We start from the raw sequence: 21,609 nt of genomic DNA, 5'->3' as shown, positions 1-21,609 counted from the left end.
TACTGAGTGTGAGCATAAAAAGTAGCCGAACACACAGTAAATCGCAAAAATTCCGTAATCAGGTATTGTAAGTTAATAAGTGGTTCGCTATTATTCACGCCGCTTTCAGAGGAGATGGTGATGGCACTCAGACGTCCAATGGTAGCAGGTAACTGGAAAATGAATGGCAGTGCGCAGTTAGCACAAGAGCTGTTCAAGAAGTTTGCCAGCAAGCTACATAATGATTCTGTTGAAGTGGTTTTATGCCCACCAGCGATTTACCTGGAAAGCGTAAGGCAACTGCTCGAAGCTAACAAAGAAACCCTGAATGGTTCTCTGGTTAGAATGGGGGCTCAAAACCTGAGTCAGCACGATTTTGGTGCTTACACTGGTGAAACCTCAGGGCGGATGCTGAAAGATGCCGGTTGTCGTTATGTGATAATTGGTCACTCGGAACGCCGCCGTATGTACGGTGAGACGAGTAACATAGTGGCAGAGAAATTTGCTGCTGCTCAAAAGCACGGTCTGACTCCGATACTTTGTGTTGGTGAATCTGGCCCGGCTCGTGAGGCAAGACGTACCTTCGAGGTGCTTGCCGAGGAGCTTGATGTGGTAATCGAAAAGAACGGTACCATGGCTTTTGATAATGCGATCATCGCCTATGAGCCCCTTTGGGCTGTAGGGACAGGTAAGAGCGCAACACCGGAGCAGGCACAAGAAGTTCACGCGTTTATACGCAATCGCCTCTCTGAAGTGTCCCCTTATATTGGGGAAAATATCAGGATCTTGTACGGCGGCAGCGTCACACCGAGTAATGCTGCAGATTTATTCGCCCAACCTGATGTGGATGGTGGACTGATAGGCGGTGCTAGCTTAAACTCTACCGAATTCTTGAGTTTATGTTCAATAGCAATGAGCGCTTAATATGAAAGAAGTACTGATGGTTATTTACTTGTTGGTAGCTTTGGGTCTGGTTGGACTCATTCTTATCCAGCAAGGGAAAGGGGCTGACATGGGCGCATCTTTTGGTGCCGGTGCTTCAGGAACCCTGTTCGGTTCAGCAGGTTCAGGTAACTTTCTGACTCGGACAACGGCGATTCTCGCTATCGCGTTTTTCACTCTAAGCCTGGTTATTGGCAATATGAGTGCACACCACGTGAAGCAGGATACCAACATATTGGGGCCTGAAGTAGAACAGACCCAACAGTCTGAGACTAAAATTCCAGACTAATACCGAATATGCCGAGGTGGTGAAATTGGTAGACGCGCAGCCTTGAGGTGGCTGTGACCTAACGGTCGTGCGGGTTCAAGTCCCGCTCTCGGCACCAATCTTTAACTGAGTTAATCGATATGAAATTTTTCTCAGTTATTGCAAGTAAAAGCTGAAATCAGTAAACTTGCAGCAGTTGACGCGGGGTGGAGCAGCTTGGTAGCTCGTCGGGCTCATAACCCGAAGGTCGTCGGTTCAAATCCGGCCCCCGCAACCAGCTCCCAGTGATGAATTAAGCTGATAGATAATTCATCCTGTTTACAGGTTCTTGAACATAATGACCTCGTGATTACGGGGTTTTTTGTTATCTGGGACTTTTAAATTTGCTGCCTTTTACGGCAGCTCAATACTGGGGCTATTAATAGCCCTTTTTTGTTTTTCGGGGGTTACCTTGGCAACATTAGAATCCAGACTCACAGAAATGCTTACTCCGGCAGTGGAAGGCCTCGGCTACCAGCTCTGGGGTATTGAATTTGTTAAGGCCGGCAAGCATTCAATCTTGCGGCTCTTTATTGACGGTGAGAACGGCATTAATATTGAAGATTGTGCCAATGCCAGTCGTCAGGCGAGCGCCATTCTGGATGTCGAGGACCCAATCACTTCCGAATACACACTGGAAGTCTCCTCTCCCGGTCTCGATAGGCCGCTGTTCACCTCTGAGCAATATGGTATGTACCTTGGAGAGGAAGCAAAGATTCAACTGACTATGCCGGTGGCGGGTAGTCGTAACTTAAAAGGTACCATCACTAAGGTGGAAGGGCAGATGCTCACCCTGACAGTGGATGGAAAAGACTTGATTATTGCCTTGGATAACATCCGTAAAGGCAACCTGATCGCTAAGTTTTGATGGTTTCAAGGTGAACGAGGCAAGACGATGAATAAAGATATTTTGCTGGTCGCTGAAGCGGTTTCCAACGAAAAGGCTGTACCGCGCGAAAAGATTTTCGAGGCGCTCGAAATTGCGCTGGCTACCGCAACCAAGAAAAAGTATGAAGGCGATATCGATGTTCGTGTTGCCATAGATCGCAAAACCGGCGATTACGAGACTTTCCGTCGCTGGTTGGTGGTTGATGATAACGGTGAAGCGTTGGAAAACCCTTACCGTGAAATCACTCTGGAAGCGGCTCGTTATGAGAACCCTGAGATCCAGCCTGGTGAGTTCATTGAAGATGAAATCGATTCGGTACAATTTGACCGTATTACTACTCAAACCGCCAAGCAGGTAATAGTACAGAAAGTTCGTGAGGCCGAGCGCGCCCAAATCGTCGAGCAGTTTATCGACAAAGAAGGTGAGTTGGTTACCGGTGTGGTCAAAAAGAGCAACCGCGACAGCGTAGTGGTTGATCTCGGCAATAACGCCGATGGCGTGCTGTTCAAAGAAGACCTGATCTCCCGTGAGACTTTCCGTCCTGGTGACCGGGTACGCTCCCTGCTGTATGCTGTGCGTCCTGAGGCACGTGGTGCTCAGTTGTTCCTGACCCGCACCAAGCCTGAAATGTTGATCGAACTGTTCCGTGTTGAAGTACCGGAAATTGCCGATGAGATGATCGAAGTGATGGGCGCCGCCCGTGACCCAGGTTCACGGGCCAAGATCGCCGTGAAATCAAACGATCGTCGTATCGACCCTATCGGGGCTTGCGTCGGTATGCGCGGTGCCCGGGTGCAGGCTGTATCCAATGAACTTGGTGGCGAGCGTGTTGACATAGTGCTGTGGGACGATAACCCGGCACAATTTGTTATCAACGCTATGGCACCAGCCGATGTGGCCTCAATTATTGTTGACGAAGATAACCACTCAATGGATATCGCCGTCGAAGCCGATAGTCTGGCACAAGCTATCGGCCGCAATGGTCAAAACGTTCGTTTGGCGACACAGCTGACCGGCTGGGTACTGAACGTGATGACAGTGGAAGACATGAACAAGAAACATCAGGCCGAAAGCGCCAAAGTGATGGAGCTGTTCGTGGGTGCGTTGGATGTGGACGAAGATTTCGCCCAGGTGCTGGCCGACGAAGGATTCACCTCTTTGGAAGAGGTGGCTTATGTTCCTGTTTCCGAGCTGTTGGCCATCGAAGGATTTGATGAGGACATAGTTGCCGCATTGCGTGAGCGCGCCAAGGCTGCCTTGTCTACCCGTGCACTGGCATCCGAAGAAGCACTGGATGGTGCCGAACCTAGCGAAGAGTTGTTGTCCATGCCTGGAATGGATCGCCACCTGGCGTACGTTTTGGCAAGTATGGGTGTGATAACTCTGGAAGATTTAGCCGAGCAAGGCATTGACGATTTGATCGAAATTGAAGAATTGACAGAAGAAAAAGCAGGTGAGCTCATCATGGCAGCCCGCAACATCTGTTGGTTTGGCGAAGAAGCATAGTCGATCAACAGGGGGATTTAACTGATGGCAGAGACAACAGTAGAGAAACTGTCCACTGAAGTGGGAAAAAGCGTAGACCGATTGATCGAGCAGTTTTCCAAGGCCGGTATCAAGAAAGGCAAGGATGACAGTGTCACCGAGGCCGAGAAACAGCAACTGCTGGACTACCTGAAAAAACAACATGGTGCGGACAGTGCGCCCACCAAGATGACATTACAGCGTAAAACCGTATCGACTCTGAGTGTTGCCGGCAGCGGCGGCCAGTCCAAAGACGTCAAAGTCGAAGTACGCAAGAAACGCACCTTTGTGAAGCGTGACCCGGCCGAATTGGCCCGTCAGGCGGAAGAACAGGCTCGCGCCGAAGCCGAAGCCAAAGCTCAGGCAGAAGCCGAAGCGAAAGCCAAGGCAGAAGCTGAAGCCAAGGCTAAGGCAGAAGCCGAAGCGAAAGCCAAGGCGGAAGCTGAAGCCAAGGCCAAGGCTAAAGTGGCTCAGGATGCCGGTAAAGCCAAAGAAGAGGTTAAGGCCGATCCCAAGACCAGCGCTGAGCAGGAAGCTGCCCGTGTTGAGGCCGAGCGTCTGAAAGCGGCTCAGGCTGAAGCTGTTAAGCGCAAGGCCGATGAAGAAGCCGCCCGTGCGGCAGCCGAAGCCCGTCGCCTGGCTGAAGAGAATGAAAAACGCTGGGCCGAAGAAGAGCGCCAGCGTCTTGAAGCCGAGAAGCGCAGCGATCACCATATCACCACCTCCAAAGTGGCCCGCGCCGCCGAAGATACCAGTGATATGGATGAAGAGAAGCGTGGTCGTCGTTCACGTCACAAGAGTGCCGGTAAGAAACGTACCAAGGACTCCCGTGACGGTCGTGAGCGCAACATCCGCAATCGTGCGCCTCAAGCCATGAGCCATGGCTTCAATAAGCCGGTTGCTGCGGTAAACCGCGATGTACGCATAGGTGAAACCATTACTGTGGCCGAACTGGCGCAGAAGATGGCCATCAAAGCCACTGAAATCATCAAGACCATGATGAAGATGGGCTCTATGGTGACCATTAACCAGGTACTGGATCAGGAAACTGCCCAACTGGTTGCCGAGGAGATGGGCCACAAGGTTGTGCTTATCCGTGAAAACGAGCTGGAACATCAGGTTCTTGCTGACCGTGACGGTGAAGATGTCAAACTGGAGCCTCGTGCGCCGGTTGTGACCATCATGGGTCACGTTGACCACGGTAAGACTTCGCTGCTTGACTATATCCGTCGCACTAAAGTCGCGGCTGGTGAGGCCGGTGGTATTACCCAGCATATCGGTGCCTACCATGTAGAAACTGATAACGGCATGATCACCTTCCTGGATACTCCTGGCCACGCCGCGTTTACCGCTATGCGTGCCCGTGGTGCTAAGGCCACAGATATCGTGATTCTGGTGGTGGCTGCCGATGATGGCGTAATGCCTCAGACTATTGAAGCTATCCAGCATGCCAAGGCCGGCGGTGTACCGCTGATCGTGGCAGTGAACAAGATGGATAAGCCTGAAGCCGATGTCGATCGCGTCAAGAGTGAACTGTCCCAGCATGGCGTGATGTCGGAAGATTGGGGCGGCGACAACATGTTCGTGTTTGTCTCTGCCAAGACAGGTATGGGCGTGGACGAGCTGCTGGAAGGTATCTTGCTGCAAGCTGAAATCCTCGAACTCAAGGCTGTACGTGACGGCATGGCCGCCGGTGTGGTTGTTGAGTCTCAGCTGGACAAGGGCCGCGGTCCTGTTGCTACCATCCTGGTTCAGGAAGGTACTCTGCGTCAGGGCGATATCGTTCTGTGTGGTCTGGAGTACGGTAAGATCCGTGCCATGAAGGATGAAAACGGCAAGAACATCACTGAAGCCGGTCCGTCGATTCCGGTTGAAATCCTGGGTCTGTCCGGGGTGCCTTCTGCCGGTGACGAAGCGACAGTTGTTCGAGACGAGCGTAAGGCCCGTGAAGTTGCCCTGTATCGTCAGGGTAAGTTCCGCGACATCAAGCTGGCGCGTCAGCAGAAGTCCAAGCTGGAAAACATGTTTGCCAACATGACCGAAGGCGAAGTGAAAGAGCTGAATATCGTGCTCAAGTCTGACGTACAGGGTTCTTTGGAAGCCATCGTCGACTCGCTGACTCGTCTGTCTACCGAAGAAGTGAAAGTGAACATCATCGCCAGTGGCGTGGGTGCACTGACCGAGACAGATGCGACTCTGGCCGCAGCGTCCAACGCCATCATGGTGGGCTTCAACGTCCGTGCTGACGCTCAGGCTCGTAAGACCATCGAAAGTGAGAGTGTGGATCTGCGTTACTACAGCGTGATCTACGACCTCATCGACGAAGTCAAGTCGGCCATGAGCGGTATGCTTTCTCCTGAATTCAAGCAGGAGATCATTGGTCTGGCTGAAGTGCGAGATGTGTTCAAGTCGCCTAAACTGGGTGCAATCGCCGGCTGTATGGTGACCGAAGGTATCGTTAAGCGCAGCGCACCTATCCGGGTTCTGCGTGAGAACGTGGTTATCTATGAAGGTGAGCTTGAGTCTCTGCGTCGCTTTAAAGATGACGTTAGCGAAGTTCGCAATGGCATGGAATGTGGTATCGGCGTGAAGAACTACAATGATGTTCGCGTAGGCGACCAGATTGAGGTGTTCGAAACCGTCGAGGTTGCCCGTACCCTGTAACGACAACATCGAAAAGGGCGGCTGAGGCCGCCCTTGTTGATTTTGGGGAAGAATACTATGGCAAAAGAATTTAGTCGTACCCGGCGTATCGCCCAGCAACTGCAACAGGAACTGGCGCAGGTACTGCAGCGTGATATGAAAGATCCTCGTGTAGGCATGGTCACAGTCAACGACGTGGAAGTCTCACGGGATCTGAGTTATGCAAAAGTGTATGTCACCTTCTTTGAAGAAGACCCGGTTAAGGTTGATGAGAAGCTGGCTGCACTCAACAAGGCAGCGCCTTATGCCCGCACCCTGGTTGCCGGCAGAATGAAGCTTAGGGTGATGCCTGAACTGAAATTTGTCTATGACAAGTCTCTGGTCGAGGGGATGAGAATGTCCAACCTGGTAACCGAGGTTATTAATAAGGACAAGGCCAAGCAGCAAACCTTTGGCACCGAATCTCAAGACAAGGATGAGGAAAACAACTGATGGCGCGTCGTCCCAAAGGCCGTTTGGTCGATGGTATCGTCCTGTTGGATAAAGACACAGGCATGAGCTCCAACTTTGCCCTGCAAAGGGTAAAGCGGATCTACAATGCCGCCAAGGCTGGCCATACCGGCGCGCTGGATCCACTGGCGACCGGGATGCTGCCCATCTGCCTTGGCGAAGCTACCAAGTTTTCCCAGCACCTGTTGGATGCCGATAAACGTTATCTGGTGACTGCCAAGCTTGGGCAGCGCACTGATACCAGCGATTCAGATGGTGAAGTGGTGCAAACCCGGCCGGTTGAGTTTTCCATGGCCCAACTGGAACAGGCGCTGGAGCATTTTCGTGGTGATAGCATGCAGGTGCCTTCCATGTACTCGGCGCTCAAGTATCAGGGTCAGCCCTTGTACAAGTACGCCCGGGAAGGTAAAGAGGTGCCTCGGGAAGCCAGGCCTATTCACGTCTATGAGCTCAAGTTCATCTCTTGGGAGAATGACGAGCTGACGCTGGATATTCACTGTTCCAAGGGCACTTACATTCGTACTATCGTAGATGACTTGGGTGAAATGCTTGGTTGTGGCGCCCATGTGATCATGCTGCGTCGTACTCAGGTGGCGGGTTATCCCTATGAACGCATGGTTAGTCTGGCACAGCTCGAAGCCTTGCTGGAACAGGCCATGACCGAAGAGCGGGTGCCTTCCGAGCTATTGGACCCTTTGCTGCTTCCCATGGATACGGCGGTTGCCGACCTTCCAGAGTGCAATGTCCCCGATGCCATGGCCGGATATCTGCTTAATGGTAACCCGGTGCGGGTTGCTAAGTTGGAAGCCGATACTCTGGTGCGGATCACCTTGGGTGACAGCAAACGCTTTATTGGTGTCGGCATGATGAATGACGATGGTTTGCTGGCTCCCAAGCGTTTGGTAGTGTTGCCTGAGGCAAAAAGCTGAGCTTGACTTGCGATCTACAGCCCTTGGGGTTATTATGTCGCGCCCTTGGCTGAGTTAGTGATCGGCTGGGGAAACTATCAAGACTATTTTGGAGAGACACATGTCACTAAGTACTGAAGCGAAAGCGAAAATCCTGGCTGAGTTCGGCCGTGGCGAAAACGATAGCGGTTCTACTGAAGTTCAGGTTGCGCTGTTGACTGCTCAGATCAACCACCTGCAAGGCCACTTTAAAGAACACACTCACGATCACCACTCACGTCGTGGTCTGCTGCGTATGGTTAGTTCTCGTCGTAAGCTGCTGGCTTACCTGAAGCGTACCGACGTTGCTCGTTATACCGCTCTGATCCAGAAGCTGGGTCTGCGTCGCTAATCGCGAACTGTACCAAAAGAAGAGGAGGCCCAGGCCTCCTTTTTTTGTGTCTGCAATTTTGGGGAAGCGTATTTTAGCTCGTCCCTTTTCACTTAATGTCAGTCGTCTAAAACCTATTGATTACAACTCAGCTCAGTTGGCCATCCAATTTGAGGATCCTGGCATTATGGGGGGCTATGTATTTAGCTTCAAACTCCTCCAGTGACAGCGGCTGACTGAAATAAAAGCCTTGACCTATGGCGCAATGATTTTGCTTCAGCCATTCGAGTTGCTGCTCGTTCTCAATACCTTCGGCGACAATTTTCAGATCCAATTGTCGCCCCAGCATCAGAATGGTGGAAGCTATTGCGCTCTCTTGAGGAAGATCGGTCACAAAACAGCGGTCAATCTTCATGGTGGTGATTGGTAGGTGTCTTAGGTAAGAGAGGGATGAGTAACCCGTGCCGAAGTCGTCGACGGCAATACCAAAGCCTGCCGATTTAAGCTGTTCAAGCTTGCTGATCGCCAGCTCAATGTCATTCATCAATGAGGTCTCGGTGATCTCCACCTCCAACAGTTCGGGCCTTATTTGATAACGCAGGGCCATCTGTTTGATATCCGGTACCAGGCTGGCGTCGGCAAACTGTTGTGAAGCGACATTGACAGCGATTGGAGGACTGAAATTATAGCGTTTTTGCCAGCGCCGCAGTACCCGGCAGCTTTGCTCTATGACCCAGCGGCCAATAGGAATGATGATCCCGGTTTCTTCGGCAACCGGAATAAAGGACATGGGGCTTATCAAACGGCCGTCTTTTTGCCAGCGGATCAGTGCCTCACACCCCACCAGTTCACCGGTCTCGATATTAACTTTTGGTTGAAAGTGCAGCAGAAATTCGTTGTTGCGAATGGCATCGTGCAGCGAGGCTTCGGTGCGCAGTCTTACCGCCGCTCGCTCTGTCATCTGCTGCTTGAAGAAGGCCCATTGGTTAGAACCGGCTGCCTTGGCGCTGTACATGGCGATATCGGCGTGACGAATAAGATCTTCGGCACTCAGGCCATCTTCGGGATAGATGGAGATGCCTATGGATGCGGCCGGGTGAATGGTATGTTCATTGAGTTGCACCGGGGTGTTGAGCTGGATTAACAGCTTGTCTACAAAGTCGGCCGCCTGGGTTGGTGATTGAATCTCATCGGCCAGGATCACAAATTCATCCCCACCGAGACGGGCTACAGTTCCCTTGTCTCCGACCACCCGTTCCAGAATACGGGCAATTCTTGCCAGAAACTGGTCACCCACCGCATGCCCCAGTGAGTCGTTGACGTTTTTGAATCTATCGAGGTCGATAAACAGCAGGCTGAAGTTGCGTTTATGTACCCGGGCACGCTGAATGGCAACGGCTATAGTTTCCAATAACAAGGTACGGTTGGGCAGGCCGGTGAGAGGGTCCCGGGTCGCCATTTTGCGCAGCTTGCTTTGGGTCTGGCTGAATTGTTTAAGGATCTGATTGAATTTGGAGGTTACCAGTCCTAATTCGTCATCTTTGTGGTTGGCTGATACCGGCAGCATGTTTTCATCCGGTGACTCAGGGTCAATTTTGTCTATTGCTTCACTGATCCGGGCGATGGGTTGGGTCAGGAAACGGTGGAACACTATGGACAGCACCAGTGTCAGAAACAACGCCCTGGCCAGGGTGGCGGCAAAACTGAACTGCAGTTGGCTGATCAGGCTTTGGGTCAACTCTCGGGTATCATAATTGATGGTCAGCGTGCCTATCAGTTGCTCTTTTTCCGCGCCTTCAAAATAAAAAGGACGTTGCAGTGGCCTTGATATCTGCTTGAGATCGCCAAACAGTTTGAGACTCAAATGTCCAAAAGTATCAGAAGGCTCAGGACGGCTGCTGCCGAGATTGACGAATAGGGAGTTGTCATCCAGGGTGATCCTGGCTGAACCGACATGCTCCACTTTCATCACGCCTTCCATTGTCTGACGCGCCAAATTGTCATCCAATGCCCAGACCGCATTGGCGGCCGGTTGTTCAACTGAGTCGAGTAACTCTTGTTGACTACTGAGCAACGATTGCCTTTCTGTGGTCACTACAATCAAAATTTCAATGATAAAAATAGCAACGGCAAAGAAAAGAGCTGTGAAAACCACCAGATTGGTTTGCTTCCAGGTGAGCGACTTGAACCTGGCGGTATTCATCTGCCTTTTCCTGCTATTATGGGGGCGAATTCTATATTCAAGGCTAGTCCAATTCGGTAGCAATGCAGCAACATGTGATTGATATAGTCCACTTTAGAAAAAAGAAGCGTCTTTGTCATCATCTGGCACTCTTTATCTATTCTAGAGGTTTGCAGTATACTTACGCGCGAAATTCAAGGTTATTAAATTAAGGAATGGGTCAAGTGAATCCAATTGTAAAAAGTTTTGAGTATGGTCAACACACAGTCACTCTGGAAACAGGGGTTATTGCACGCCAAGCCGATGCAGCCGTTCTGGCCAGCATGGGCGATACTACAGTTCTGGTGACTGTGGTTGGCAAGAAAGAAGCAGACCCAAGCCGTGACTTCTTCCCGCTGACTGTTAACTATCAGGAAAAGACTTACGCAGCCGGTAAGATCCCTGGTGGTTTCTTCAAGCGTGAAGGTCGACCATCCGAAGATGAAACACTGATCGCCCGCCTGATTGACCGTCCTATCCGTCCACTGTTCCCTGATGGTTTTACCAACGAAGTTCAAGTGATCATCACTGTGGTTTCTGTTGATCCACAGATCGAACCAGACATCGTGGCCATGATAGGTACTTCTGCTGCTTTGGCTATTTCCGGTATTCCATTCAATGGTCCTCTGGGTGCGGCACGTGTCGGTTACATCAATGGCGAATATGTGCTGAACCCTGGTGCAGAGCAGCGTGAAAACAGCCAGCTGGATCTGGTTGTTGCCGGTACCCAGAGCGCCGTGCTTATGGTGGAATCTGAAGCCAAGGCCCTGCCTGAAGAAGTGATGCTGGGCGCCGTGGTATACGGTCACGAGCAGCAGCAGGTAGTGGTTAATGCCATCAATGAACTCAAGGCCGAAGCCGGTAAGCCTGCTTGGGACTGGACTGCTCCTGTTGCCAATGAAGAGCTGGTTGCCAAGGTTAAGGCGCTGGCAGAGGAAGGTCTTACCGCCGCTTACCAGATCATCGCCAAGCATGAGCGCCGCGATGCGGTAGTTGAAGTCAAGAAAGCTGCTATTGAAAAGCTGCTCGAGGAAAACCCTGAACTGGATCAGCGTGAGCTGGACGGCCTGCTGGGTAGCCTGGAGAAGAAAGTGGTTCGTAGTCGTATCATCAAAGGTATGCCTCGTATCGACGGTCGTGAGCCTGATATGGTACGTGCCCTGTCTGTGATGGCCGGCGTGCTGCCACGTACTCACGGTAGCGCCCTGTTCACCCGTGGTGAAACTCAGGCTCTGGTGACCTGTACTCTGGGTACCGAGCGTGATGCACAGAAGATTGACTCCATCATGGGCGAGCGTACCAACCGCTTCATGTTGCACTATAACTTCCCTCCATACTCTGTTGGTGAAACCGGCATGGTGGGTTCACCCAAGCGTCGTGAAATCGGTCACGGTAAGCTGGCATGGCGTGGTATCAACGCCGTAATGCCTTCTGCTGAAGAATTCCCATACAGCGTGCGCGTAGTATCTGAAATCACTGAATCCAACGGCTCCAGCTCTATGGCGTCTGTGTGTGGTACTTCTCTGGCGCTGATGGATGCCGGTGTACCTATCAAGACTTCAGTTGCCGGTATCGCCATGGGTTTGGTGAAAGAAGGTGATGATTTCGTCGTATTGTCTGACATTCTGGGTGATGAAGATCATCTGGGTGATATGGACTTTAAAGTGGCCGGTACCCGTGATGGTGTAACCGCACTGCAGATGGATATCAAGATTGAAGGTATCACCAAAGAGATCATGGAAATTGCACTGCAGCAAGCCTATGGTGCTCGTGTGCATATCCTTAATGTGATGGACCAGGCCATTGGCTCTGCCCGTGACGATATCTCTGACCACGCTCCACGTATCACTACCATCAAGATCAACCCTGAGAAGATCCGTGAAGTGATAGGTAAGGGCGGTGCAACTATCCGCGCGCTGACCGAAGAGACAGGTACTACCATTGAGCTGGAAGACGATGGCACTGTAAAGATTGCTTCAAGCAATGCCGACGCCACCAAGGAAGCTATCCGCCGCATTGAAGAGATCACCTCTGAAGTGGAAGTGGGTCGCATCTACAAGGGTAAAGTTATCCGCATCGTTGACTTCGGTGCCTTCGTTAACATACTGCCCGGTAAAGATGGTCTGGTACACATCTCTCAAATCGCTGAAGAGCGTGTGGCCAACGTATCCGACTACCTGCAACTGAATCAGGAAGTTGCCGTTAAGGTAATGGAAGTGGATCGTCAGGGCCGTGTACGTCTGTCTATCAAGGAAGCACAACAAGCCGCTCCAGAAGCTGCCGAGTAAGCTTTCATTGCATGAGAAAAGGAGACCTTAGGGTCTCCTTTTTTATGGTTAAAACTTAAATTATCTTGGATTTGCCACCGCAGGCGGATAGCGTAGGTACGGCTGTATTGCTATGATTGAGCCTGCATTGGGATATGACAAAGGATGGATTGGATGAGTTTTAATCTGCGCGCCGCTGTGTTTTCTGTACTGGCCGGAGCCAGTTTGCTGACTTCGGGATGCGCTTCCCTGCCGGCGTCTGAAGCCAACAGTGAATTGTTGGTTGCCCCTGTTTTGCCGGACTATAAGTTGGAAGTCACTCTGGCAAAACTTAATGAAATCCTGGCCAGGGCTGAACTCACTACCGAGCAACGGGCTCGTTTTCATTATGACCGCGGCGTTATATACGACAGCGTGGGCTTGAGGATCTTGGCTCGCATCGATTTTCATCAGGCGTTGAAACTGCAACCCAACTTAGCTGATGCCTATAACTTCCTCGGTATTTATTACACTCAGGAGGGGGAGTTTGAGAGCGCTTATGAGGCCTTTGATGCGGTTCTTGAGTTGTCTCCTGAATATGATTATGCCTTCCTCAATCGTGGTATTGCACTTTACTATGGCGAGCGCAAACAGCTGGCTGCCAAAGACATGGAAAGCTTTTATCTCAAGGATGAAAGTGATGGTTACCGGGCGCTGTGGTTATATCTGATCGAATATGAGCTCTCCCCCCAGGAAGCGCTGGCAAGGTTGCAGTTTAATCGTACCCGTTTGGATGACAATGCCTGGGCGACAGTGTTGGTCGACTATTACCTGGGAGCGGTTGATGAATCTCGGGTGTTTGCCATGGCCAAGAGCGGCCTGACTCACCCCAAAGAGTATGCAGAGCGCTTGTGTGAAACCTACTTTTATCTGGCTAAGGTGGCGGCCGAACAAGGCGATAAAGATAAGGCTGCTAATTATCTGCGCCTGGCACTGGCCACCAATATCTATGATTTTGTCGAGCACAGATATGCCCGAATGGAACTGGCATTGCTGGAGCAAACGCCGGAACCTGTGCAACAGACGGCTAACTGATCTACCTTTATCTGACAATCAAAGGCCTTGCCTAGCCAAGGCCTGAGTGAGGCGCTATAATTTGCGCCTTTTTCAAGCGTCATAAGTGTACGGAAGAACATGTCAGGTATTAAAGTCGAAGTGGACAAGCGCCGCACCTTCGCCATCATTTCTCACCCGGATGCGGGTAAAACCACCATCACAGAAAAAGTCTTGCTTCATGGCCGCGCCATTCAATCTGCCGGTACAGTAAAAGGCCGTGGCTCGTCTCAGCATGCGAAATCTGACTGGATGGAGATGGAAAAGGAGCGGGGGATCTCGGTCACGACTTCTGTGATGCAGTTTCCTTACAACGACTGCTTGGTCAACCTGCTGGATACCCCAGGTCACGAAGACTTCTCTGAGGATACCTACCGTACCCTGACAGCGGTGGACTCCTGCCTTATGGTTATCGATGCTGCCAAAGGGGTTGAGGACAGAACCCGTAAGTTGATGGAAGTGACTCGGCTGCGTGACACCCCGATCGTCACCTTCATGAACAAGCTTGACCGGGATATCCGCGATCCGATGGAATTGCTCGATGAAGTGGAAAACGAGCTCGATATTCTCTGTGCTCCGGTCAGTTGGCCCATAGGTTGTGGTAAGTCTTTCAAAGGCGTTTACCATATTCACCGCGATGAAACCATTCTGTATCAGACAGGTCACGGTCACACCATTCAGGAAGTGCGGATAGTTAAAGGGTTGGATAACCCTGAGCTGGATGAAGCCGTTGGCAGCGACCTTGCAACGCAGCTACGTGACGAGATGGAGTTGGTAACCGGCGCCTCCAATGAATTTGATCTTGAACTATTCTTGAGTGGTGAGCTGACACCTGTGTTCTTCGGTACCGCCTTGGGTAACTTTGGGGTCGACCATATGCTCGATGGCTTGACCGCTTGGGCTCCCAAACCTATGCCTAGGCAGACCACCGAGCGTCTGGTCGAAGCCGGAGAAGAGAAGTTTTCCGGTTTCGTATTCAAGATCCAGGCAAACATGGATCCGAAACACAGAGACCGTATCGCCTTTATGCGTATCGTTTCCGGTAAATATACCCAGGGCATGAAGATGAAGCATGTCCGTTTAGGGAAAACTATCAGTATCTCAGATGCGGTTACTTTTATGGCCGGTGACCGTGAGCGCGCCGCCGAAGCTTACGCCGGCGATATTATAGGTTTGCACAATCATGGCACCATTCAGATTGGCGATACCTTTACCCAAGGTGAAGAGTTGAAGTTTTCCGGGATCCCCAACTTTGCACCGGAAATGTTCCGTCGTATTCGTCTTAAAGATCCGCTGAAGCAGAAACAGCTGCTCAAAGGCCTGGTGCAACTCTCGGAAGAAGGGGCTGTACAGGTTTTTCGTCCTCTGGATACCAATGATTTGATCGTAGGGGCTGTTGGGGTACTGCAGTTCGAAGTGGTGGTCGCCAGACTCAAATCGGAATACAACGTGGAAGCCATCTATGAGGCTATAAACGTGGCAACCGCGCGTTGGGTCTACTGTGATGATGCCCGTAAGCTGGAAGAGTTCCAACGTAAGTGCTCCACCAATCTGGCATTGGATGGCGGTGATAACCTGACTTATATCGCTCCGACCATGGTTAATCTTAATTTATCCATGGAGCGCTATCCGGATATTGAGTTTGCCAAGACCCGGGAACACTAAATCATAAAGGTGGAGCTTGCTCCACCTTTTTTATTGGGATGTTGTTGAGAGATCTTCTGATGTTTTTTATTCAAAAATGCTGGAAAAGTTACATCCGTTTTTGCGACAGCTTGGGGTTAACCGAAGATAGTCGCCGTTGTTGTATGCCAAGGCTCAGCGATCCGCCATTAAAGAAACGTGAGCAGGAAGAACCTCTGGCAGACGGACAAAAAGAAGGAAAACAACATGATCTTTGACTCCCATGCTCATCTGGATTTCAGTGAGTTTGATCATGACAGGCAAGCCCTCATAGCCGCGATGAAGGCTGCCGGTATTGGTGGGGCCATAATTCCCGGTGTTAGCCGTGAACATTGGTCAAAACAGAAAGCGATTGCTCACCAACTGCAACTGCCTTATACCTTGGGGATCCATCCCTGGTATTGCCCGAAAACCCTCATTGAATGTGATCAATCCCTTGCCGCACTGAGAACCGAGCTCATAACGGCGAATGACTCTTTGATGGTGGGAATTGGCGAGTGTGGTTTGGATAAACCCAAGGCAGAGCTCGCACCAGATAACCCGGCGCATGCCCCTTGGAATTTACAATACCGAGTGCTTGATGGGCAGTTGGCCTTGGCGTCGGAGTTGAAGCTGCCACTGATATTGCATTCGGTGAAGACCCATAATGAACTCTTGGGAATGCTGAAACAGTATTCACTGCCGCGGGGCGGAGTAGTTCATGCATTCAACGGCTCCTACGAAACAGCAATCGCTTATCTGGAACTGGGTTTCAAATTGGGGATTGGTGGCTTATTGCTGAATAAAAACGCAAAAAAGTTACGTGACACAGTTAGCAAATTACCTCTGGATGCGCTCTTGATCGAGACGGATTCACCCTCAATGGCACCTCATTTCTTGCCGGAAAAGCGCAATACCCCTCTGACGCTGGTACAAATAATAGCCGAAATGGCGAATTTGCAGAAAAATAGCAATGTTCTAATATCAGAACACCTCCAACAGAATCTGATGCAACTATTTGAGCTTTAGTTTTTTTTAATGGAACAGGTGTAACTCGCATTACATGCGGTGACTAAACTTTTGAAAATTAACTTCAAAAACTTGATCAAAACGACGATTTTGCCCCGGAGGTCGGGTATAATCTTGCTCGGAAAAAGGTTGGTTAACAACATAATTAAAAAGCGTTAACAATAGGGTGATGGTTAATGAATATACTTATGAGCTTGGTAGGGGTGGTCACCCTACTCGCGATTGGTTTCTTGTTGTCCAACAACAAGAAAGCAATCAATCTTAGAACAGTCGGTGGTGCACTGGCGATTCAGGCCGCTTTCGGTGGCTTTGTGCTGTATGTGCCGGTCGGTAAAGATATCCTGAAAAGTATCTCCGACGCTGTTTCCAGTGTTATCGGTTATGCACAAAATGGTATCGGTTTCCTGTTTGGTGATTTGGCTAACTTTAAGGTCGGCTTTATCTTCGCAGTAAACGTGCTGCCAATCATAGTGTTCTTCTCTTCTCTGATCGCTGTGCTCTATTATCTGGGCATCATGCAGTGGATTATCCGCATCATAGGTGGCGCCTTGCAGAAGGCCCTGGGTACCAGCCGTACCGAGTCTATGTCTGCCACTGCCAATATCTTCGTGGGTCAGACCGAAGCACCTCTGGTGGTTCGTCCCTTCATTCCTACCATGACTCAATCTGAGCTGTTTGCCATTATGGTCGGTGGTCTGGCATCTATCGCGGGTTCTGTTCTGGCAGGTTACGCGCAGATGGGTGTACCGATCCAGTATCTGGTTGCGGCATCTTTCATGGCCGCTCCAGGTGGCTTGTTGATGGCCAAATTGATGCACCCAGAGACAGAAACTGCCAAGAACGACATGGATGAGCTGCCGGACGATCCTGACAAGCCAGCCAACGTGCTTGACGCTGCTGCAGCCGGTGCTTCTTCCGGTATGCACCTGGCGCTGAACGTTGGTGCTATGCTGCTGGCCTTCATCGGTTTGATTGCCATGATCAACGGTATCATTGGTGGTATCGGCGGTTGGTTCGGCATGGAAAACCTGACCTTGGAACTGATCCTGGGTTATATCTTCATGCCGCTGGCTTACCTCATTGGTGTGCCTTGGAATGAAGCCATGATTGCAGGTTCTTTCATCGGTCAGAAGATAGTGGTCAACGAGTTTGTGGCTTACATGAACTTTGCACCCTACATCCATGATGCTGCTATGGCTTGTACTACAGTTGCCGCTGACGTCACTAAAGAGTTGCCTATGTGTGTGGCTGAAACTCAGGCGCCAATGACAGGGCGTACAATGGCGATTGTCTCTTTCGCTCTGTGTGGCTTTGCTAACTTGTCTTCTATCGCAATTCTGCTGGGCGGTTTGGGTGCCATGGCACCAAATCGTCGTCACGATCTGGCTAAACTGGGTCTGCGCGCTGTGGTTGCCGGTTCTCTGGCTAACTTGATGAGTGCGACTCTGGCCGGTTTGTTCCTGGCACTGTAAGACGGTAGTGAACAGAGGCCTGAATTCGCAGGCCTCTTGTTAACCCAATCGATTTCCAAATTAGCTTTGCTTGGCTCATATGCCTATCTATGGTTGGCAAGATGAGCAGAACAAGAGTGCAGATATTTCTGGCAAGTGAGTGAAATGGGTACTTTTGTTCAAATATAAAATTAAGTGTTCGCATTTTATTTTTGTCTTTCTTGTAGTTTTGGATGGAGAAGGTAGAATGCGGGCGCCAATTAAAAGAATGCCGCTCCAAGAGGGTGGCGAGAACCAAAGATGAATGGGGTTGATGATGAAAAACGTTAAAACTTTAGCTTTAGCCGCTACCGCGGTCGCCGCCATGTCAGGCAATGCTTACGCCGCTGATCGTTCTGATCTGCACGGCAGTGATTACAAGTGGATGCAGTTCAACCTGATGTATTCTATCGGTGAGAAGCCCGATAACCCAGCTACAGGTGATCAGCACAACTACCTGGAAATGGAATTCGGTGGTCGTTCCGGTATCTTTGACCTGTACGGTTATGTTGACGTGTTTAACCTGGGTAACCAGTACACCAACGACGGTGACAAGAACCCAGGTTCAGGCAGCAGCAAGCTGTTCATGAAATTTGCACCACGTATCTCCTTGGATGCCGTATTTGGTAAAGATCTGTCATTCGGTCCAATTCAAGAAGTTTACTTCTCTACTCTGTTTAACTGGGACGGTCTGATTAACGACGGTGATGGTACAGGTGTAAACAGCTCTTTCTGGGGTGTGGGTGCTGACGTTATGGTGCCATGGCTGGGCAAAACCGGCATGAACCTGTATGGATACTACGACCTGAACAACAAAGAATGGAACGGTTATCAGTTCTCCATGAACTGGTTCAAGCCTTTCTACTTCTTCGACAACAAGAGCTTCCTGTCATTCCAGGGCTACATCGACTACCAGTTCGGTGCTGACGAAAACAAGACAGCTTTCGTACCAACATCTACCAATGGTGGTAACGTATTCTTCGGTCTGTACTGGCATTCAGACCGTTACGCTCTGGGTTATGGCCTGAAAGGCTTTAAAGACGTATACCTGATTGAAGATGGTGCCGGTGCTCTGGCTCTGGAATCTACAGGTTGGTCTCACTACCTGAGCGCGACCTACAAGTTCTAAGTTCTGATGGGGGTGACCCAATTGGGTGACCCCCGTTTTTATTTTGCTCTGACTTAATCTTTACCTAAGCCTGAGCTATAGTGAATTGGGTTCAATGAACCCGGATTAATAGCCGGAAGCTGGTTCAGCTTGTTTATGTAAAGGTTGACAGATTTCTCGCGTTAAAAGGGATTTTTCGCGGCAAGGCAAGGAACTCGAGTTCCCCCTTCCCGGTCTTCAAGGATTCAAGTCGTGATACTCGTTATCAAGGTTGAATACCCTACAAAGATGATTTGCAGTCAAATGCAGGCGTCGCCCGAAGGCCCGGCCATAACAATAACCACAAAAGCCCCTCTGGCGCTGCCAAGACAGATTTTTAATCCTTTGATTTTATGTCTCGGAGAGCAATTATGAGCGATTTAAAACAAGCAGCACAGCGCGCCATCCAACTGATGGACCTGACCACCTTGAATGATGATGATACCGATCAGAAGGTGATTGATCTGTGTCATAAGGCCAATACCCCGGCCGGTCATACCGCTGCTATCTGCATTTATCCACGTTTTATTCCTATCGCGCGCAAGACTCTGGATGCCATGGGTGCCGATGATATCCGTATTGCCACAGTCACCAACTTCCCTCACGGTAATGATGACATCGCTATCGCGGTGCTGGAAACTCGCGCAGCAGTCGCTTACGGTGCTGATGAAGTGGATGTGGTATTCCCTTATCGTGCGCTGATGGAAGGCAACGAAACTGTTGGTTTTGAGCTGGTGAAGGCTTGCAAAGAAGCCTGTGGTGAAGATGTGCTGTTGAAGGTGATCATCGAATCCGGCGAGCTGAAAGACCCGGCGCTTATTCGCAAGGCTTCTGAGCTGTCTATCGATGCCGGCGCTGACTTTATCAAAACCTCTACCGGTAAGGTGCCGGTCAATGCCACTCTTGAAGCAGCTGAAATCATGCTGACTGTTATCAGTGAGAAGAATCCTGCTGTAGGCTTCAAGCCCGCCGGTGGTGTGCGTGATGCCGCCCAAGCTGCTGAATTTCTTGGCGTAGCCGAGCGTATTCTGGGCAGTGACTGGGTGTCTCCCCGGACTTTCCGTTTCGGTGCATCCAGCCTGCTGTCCAGTCTGCTGCACACGCTGGAACTGGCTGACGCACCAGCACCGACTCAAGGTTACTAATCCCCGCTGATTGTGATCCAAGTCTATTTGGGGACGTCAAAACTTGGTTAGTATCTGTAATAAAATTACTACACATTTGACGTCCAACCCCAATGCTGTAACAGCTTTTATAGACAAGGTTGCAGCAGAAAGGAGGCAGTATTATGTTTCTGGCACAAGAGATAATCCGTAAAAAACGTGAAAAAATGGCGCTTTCCAAGGAGGAGATCCAGTTCTTTGTCAAAGGCATTACCGATAACAGTGTGTCTGAAGGTCAGATAGCTGCATTCGGGATGGCGGTGTATTTTAACGACATGACCATGGATGAGCGCATCGCACTGACTACGGCTATGCGTGATTCCGGCACTGTGCTCAATTGGGATAGCCTGCAGCTCGACGGCCCTGTCATAGACAAACACAGCACAGGCGGCGTGGGTGATGTTATCAGCCTGATGCTTGGCCCTATGGCGGCAGCCTGCGGCGGTTATGTTCCCATGATTTCCGGTCGTGGTCTGGGCCACACAGGTGGTACTCTGGATAAGTTTGACGCCATTCCCGGCTATCAGACTGAGCCCGACAGCGAACTATTCCGTAAGGTAGTTAAAGAGGTCGGTGTGGCCATTATCGGTCAAACCGGCGATCTGGTCCCTGCCGACAAGCGTTTCTATTCCATTCGTGACAACACGGCCACCGTCGAATCGATCCCGCTTATCACCGCCTCTATTCTGTCGAAGAAGCTGGCTTGTAGCCTGGATGCGCTGGCGATGGACGTCAAAGTGGGCAGCGGTGCCTTTATGCCTACTTATCAGGCATCCGAGGAGCTGGCTCGCTCTATTGTTGCGGTTGCCAATGGTGCAGGTACCAAGACCACGGCGCTGCTGACAGATATGAACCAGGTGTTGGCCTCCTGCGCCGGGAACGCGGTCGAAGTGCTTGAGGCGGTGAACTTCCTTACCGGCAAATATCGTAATCCGCGCCTTTACGAAGTCACCATGGGACTTTGCAGTGAGATGTTGCTGCTCGGTGGCCTTGCCGCCAATGAGGCCGAGGCCCGCAGTAAGCTCAACGCCGTGCTGGATAATGGCAAGGCCGCCGAGATCTTCGCCCGTATGGTTTCTGGACTGGGTGGCCCGGCCGATTTTGTCGAGCATCCTGAAAAATATTTGCCCCAAGCCAAGATTATTCGTCCTGTATATGCCGAGCGTTCAGGCTTTGCTTACAGTATGGATACCCGTGAACTCGGCTTGGCTGTGGTCACTTTGGGTGGTGGTCGTCGTAAGCCTGGTGATGCCCTGGATTACAGCGTCGGCCTGACACAGGTTTGTGCCCTGGGACATGAAATCAATGCCGACAAGCCGCTGGCAATGGTGCATGCCCAGTCAGAAAGCGCCTTCGAAGAAGCCGCTGCCGCTGTGCGCCGAGCCATAGTCATTGGCGACAGCGCCCCTGAGAAAACACCGGAGATTTATCGCGCCATCCGCGCCGCCGATCTCCAGGAGAAGTAG

General features: G+C 50.8%; 18 protein-coding genes and 2 tRNA genes. 19 read left to right on the top strand and 1 reads right to left on the bottom strand.

What is annotated here, in order from left to right; all coding sequences use genetic code 11:
• Positions 1–120: 120 nt before the first annotated feature.
• The 10 genes from tpiA to rpsO all read left to right on the top strand — a co-directional run bounded on the left by tpiA (position 121) and on the right by rpsO (position 8,093).
• A complete protein-coding gene (gene tpiA / locus CX650_RS02670; protein ID WP_039033635.1) occupies positions 121–903 on the top strand; it encodes a triose-phosphate isomerase in 783 nt (260 codons plus the stop codon).
• Between the two features lies 1 nt (position 904).
• The gene (gene secG / locus CX650_RS02665; protein WP_039033636.1) at positions 905–1,210 is read left to right on the top strand and encodes a preprotein translocase subunit SecG; all 306 of its coding nucleotides are present in this window, start codon (positions 905–907) and stop codon (positions 1,208–1,210) included.
• Positions 1,211–1,220: 10 nt separating this feature from the next.
• A tRNA-Leu gene (locus tag CX650_RS02660) sits at positions 1,221–1,307 on the top strand.
• Between the two features lie 82 nt (positions 1,308–1,389).
• Positions 1,390–1,466, top strand: a tRNA-Met gene (locus CX650_RS02655).
• A 174-nt stretch (positions 1,467–1,640) separates the two neighbouring features.
• The gene (gene rimP, locus CX650_RS02650; protein ID WP_039033637.1) at positions 1,641–2,096 is read left to right on the top strand and encodes a ribosome maturation factor RimP; all 456 of its coding nucleotides are present in this window, start codon (positions 1,641–1,643) and stop codon (positions 2,094–2,096) included.
• A gap of 27 nt (positions 2,097–2,123) precedes the next feature.
• Positions 2,124–3,623 carry a transcription termination factor NusA gene (gene nusA / locus CX650_RS02645; protein WP_101094946.1) on the top strand — a complete coding sequence of 500 codons (1,500 nt, stop codon included), beginning with the start codon at positions 2,124–2,126 and terminating at the stop codon, positions 3,621–3,623.
• A 24-nt stretch (positions 3,624–3,647) separates the two neighbouring features.
• Complete coding sequence (gene infB, locus CX650_RS02640; RefSeq protein WP_039033639.1) at positions 3,648–6,305, top strand: translation initiation factor IF-2; 2,658 nt, start codon at positions 3,648–3,650, stop codon at positions 6,303–6,305.
• 57 nt (positions 6,306–6,362) lie between these two features.
• Positions 6,363–6,776, top strand: a complete 414-nt coding sequence (rbfA, locus tag CX650_RS02635; protein WP_039033640.1) for a 30S ribosome-binding factor RbfA — start codon at positions 6,363–6,365, stop codon at positions 6,774–6,776.
• Complete coding sequence (gene truB / locus CX650_RS02630; RefSeq protein WP_039033641.1) at positions 6,776–7,723, top strand: tRNA pseudouridine(55) synthase TruB; 948 nt, start codon at positions 6,776–6,778, stop codon at positions 7,721–7,723. Before rbfA ends, truB begins: the two co-directional genes overlap by 1 nt.
• Before the next feature lie 100 nt (positions 7,724–7,823).
• The gene (rpsO, locus tag CX650_RS02625; protein WP_039033642.1) at positions 7,824–8,093 is read left to right on the top strand and encodes a 30S ribosomal protein S15; all 270 of its coding nucleotides are present in this window, start codon (positions 7,824–7,826) and stop codon (positions 8,091–8,093) included.
• Between the two features lie 127 nt (positions 8,094–8,220).
• Here rpsO and CX650_RS02620 read toward each other — a convergent pair whose 3' ends face one another.
• The gene (locus CX650_RS02620; RefSeq protein WP_101094945.1) at positions 8,221–10,275 is read right to left on the bottom strand and encodes a putative bifunctional diguanylate cyclase/phosphodiesterase; all 2,055 of its coding nucleotides are present in this window, start codon (positions 10,273–10,275) and stop codon (positions 8,221–8,223) included.
• 203 nt (positions 10,276–10,478) lie between these two features.
• On the opposite strand from CX650_RS02620, the gene pnp reads away from it, so the two are divergent.
• From pnp to deoA, 9 genes are all read left to right on the top strand, one after another.
• Positions 10,479–12,581, top strand: a complete 2,103-nt coding sequence (pnp, locus tag CX650_RS02615; RefSeq protein WP_039033644.1) for a polyribonucleotide nucleotidyltransferase — start codon at positions 10,479–10,481, stop codon at positions 12,579–12,581.
• A 153-nt stretch (positions 12,582–12,734) separates the two neighbouring features.
• Positions 12,735–13,634, top strand: a complete 900-nt coding sequence (gene nlpI, locus CX650_RS02610; RefSeq protein ID WP_101094944.1) for a lipoprotein NlpI — start codon at positions 12,735–12,737, stop codon at positions 13,632–13,634.
• Between the two features lie 99 nt (positions 13,635–13,733).
• Entirely contained in the window at positions 13,734–15,317 is a 1,584-nt protein-coding gene (gene prfC, locus CX650_RS02605; protein ID WP_039033646.1) for a peptide chain release factor 3, read from the top strand.
• A 59-nt stretch (positions 15,318–15,376) separates the two neighbouring features.
• Positions 15,377–15,553 carry a hypothetical protein gene (locus CX650_RS19975; RefSeq protein WP_157822980.1) on the top strand — a complete coding sequence of 59 codons (177 nt, stop codon included), beginning with the start codon at positions 15,377–15,379 and terminating at the stop codon, positions 15,551–15,553.
• Positions 15,546–16,343 carry a TatD family hydrolase gene (locus CX650_RS02600; protein ID WP_039033696.1) on the top strand — a complete coding sequence of 266 codons (798 nt, stop codon included), beginning with the start codon at positions 15,546–15,548 and terminating at the stop codon, positions 16,341–16,343. The genes CX650_RS19975 and CX650_RS02600 overlap by 8 nt, the downstream gene beginning before the upstream one ends.
• 176 nt (positions 16,344–16,519) lie before the next feature.
• On the top strand, positions 16,520–17,815 hold the full coding sequence (locus CX650_RS02595; protein ID WP_101094942.1) for a NupC/NupG family nucleoside CNT transporter: 1,296 nt from the start codon (positions 16,520–16,522) through the stop codon (positions 17,813–17,815).
• A 295-nt stretch (positions 17,816–18,110) separates the two neighbouring features.
• Positions 18,111–18,962 carry a nucleoside-specific channel-forming Tsx family protein gene (locus CX650_RS02590; RefSeq protein ID WP_071475619.1) on the top strand — a complete coding sequence of 284 codons (852 nt, stop codon included), beginning with the start codon at positions 18,111–18,113 and terminating at the stop codon, positions 18,960–18,962.
• 389 nt (positions 18,963–19,351) lie between these two features.
• Positions 19,352–20,125: a deoxyribose-phosphate aldolase gene (gene deoC, locus CX650_RS02585; RefSeq protein WP_039033648.1), complete on the top strand. Its 774-nt coding sequence runs from the start codon at positions 19,352–19,354 to the stop codon at positions 20,123–20,125.
• Between the two features lie 143 nt (positions 20,126–20,268).
• Entirely contained in the window at positions 20,269–21,609 is a 1,341-nt protein-coding gene (gene deoA / locus CX650_RS02580) for a thymidine phosphorylase (protein ID WP_101094941.1), read from the top strand.

Source organism: Shewanella indica (assembly GCF_002836975.1).
GTDB classification, from domain to species: domain Bacteria; phylum Pseudomonadota; class Gammaproteobacteria; order Enterobacterales; family Shewanellaceae; genus Shewanella; species Shewanella indica.
Note: the sequence above shows the minus strand (reverse complement) of the source record. Positions and strands in the feature narration are given on the sequence as shown.

What these genes read in the sequence shown, in the direction of transcription:
- tpiA (WP_039033635.1), top strand. Translation starts at nt 121, where the DNA reads ATGGCACTCAGACGTCCAATGGTAGCAGGTAACTGGAAAATGAATGGC.
- secG (WP_039033636.1), top strand. Translation starts at nt 905, where the DNA reads ATGAAAGAAGTACTGATGGTTATTTACTTGTTGGTAGCTTTGGGTCTG.
- nusA (WP_101094946.1), top strand. Translation starts at nt 2,124, where the DNA reads ATGAATAAAGATATTTTGCTGGTCGCTGAAGCGGTTTCCAACGAAAAG.
- infB (WP_039033639.1), top strand. Translation starts at nt 3,648, where the DNA reads ATGGCAGAGACAACAGTAGAGAAACTGTCCACTGAAGTGGGAAAAAGC.
- rbfA (WP_039033640.1), top strand. Translation starts at nt 6,363, where the DNA reads ATGGCAAAAGAATTTAGTCGTACCCGGCGTATCGCCCAGCAACTGCAA.
- truB (WP_039033641.1), top strand. Translation starts at nt 6,776, where the DNA reads ATGGCGCGTCGTCCCAAAGGCCGTTTGGTCGATGGTATCGTCCTGTTG.
- rpsO (WP_039033642.1), top strand. Translation starts at nt 7,824, where the DNA reads ATGTCACTAAGTACTGAAGCGAAAGCGAAAATCCTGGCTGAGTTCGGC.
- CX650_RS02620 (WP_101094945.1), bottom strand. Translation starts at nt 10,275, where the DNA reads ATGAATACCGCCAGGTTCAAGTCGCTCACCTGGAAGCAAACCAATCTG.
- nlpI (WP_101094944.1), top strand. Translation starts at nt 12,735, where the DNA reads ATGAGTTTTAATCTGCGCGCCGCTGTGTTTTCTGTACTGGCCGGAGCC.
- prfC (WP_039033646.1), top strand. Translation starts at nt 13,734, where the DNA reads ATGTCAGGTATTAAAGTCGAAGTGGACAAGCGCCGCACCTTCGCCATC.
- CX650_RS19975 (WP_157822980.1), top strand. Translation starts at nt 15,377, where the DNA reads ATGTTTTTTATTCAAAAATGCTGGAAAAGTTACATCCGTTTTTGCGAC.
- CX650_RS02595 (WP_101094942.1), top strand. Translation starts at nt 16,520, where the DNA reads ATGAATATACTTATGAGCTTGGTAGGGGTGGTCACCCTACTCGCGATT.
- CX650_RS02590 (WP_071475619.1), top strand. Translation starts at nt 18,111, where the DNA reads ATGAAAAACGTTAAAACTTTAGCTTTAGCCGCTACCGCGGTCGCCGCC.
- deoC (WP_039033648.1), top strand. Translation starts at nt 19,352, where the DNA reads ATGAGCGATTTAAAACAAGCAGCACAGCGCGCCATCCAACTGATGGAC.
- deoA (WP_101094941.1), top strand. Translation starts at nt 20,269, where the DNA reads ATGTTTCTGGCACAAGAGATAATCCGTAAAAAACGTGAAAAAATGGCG.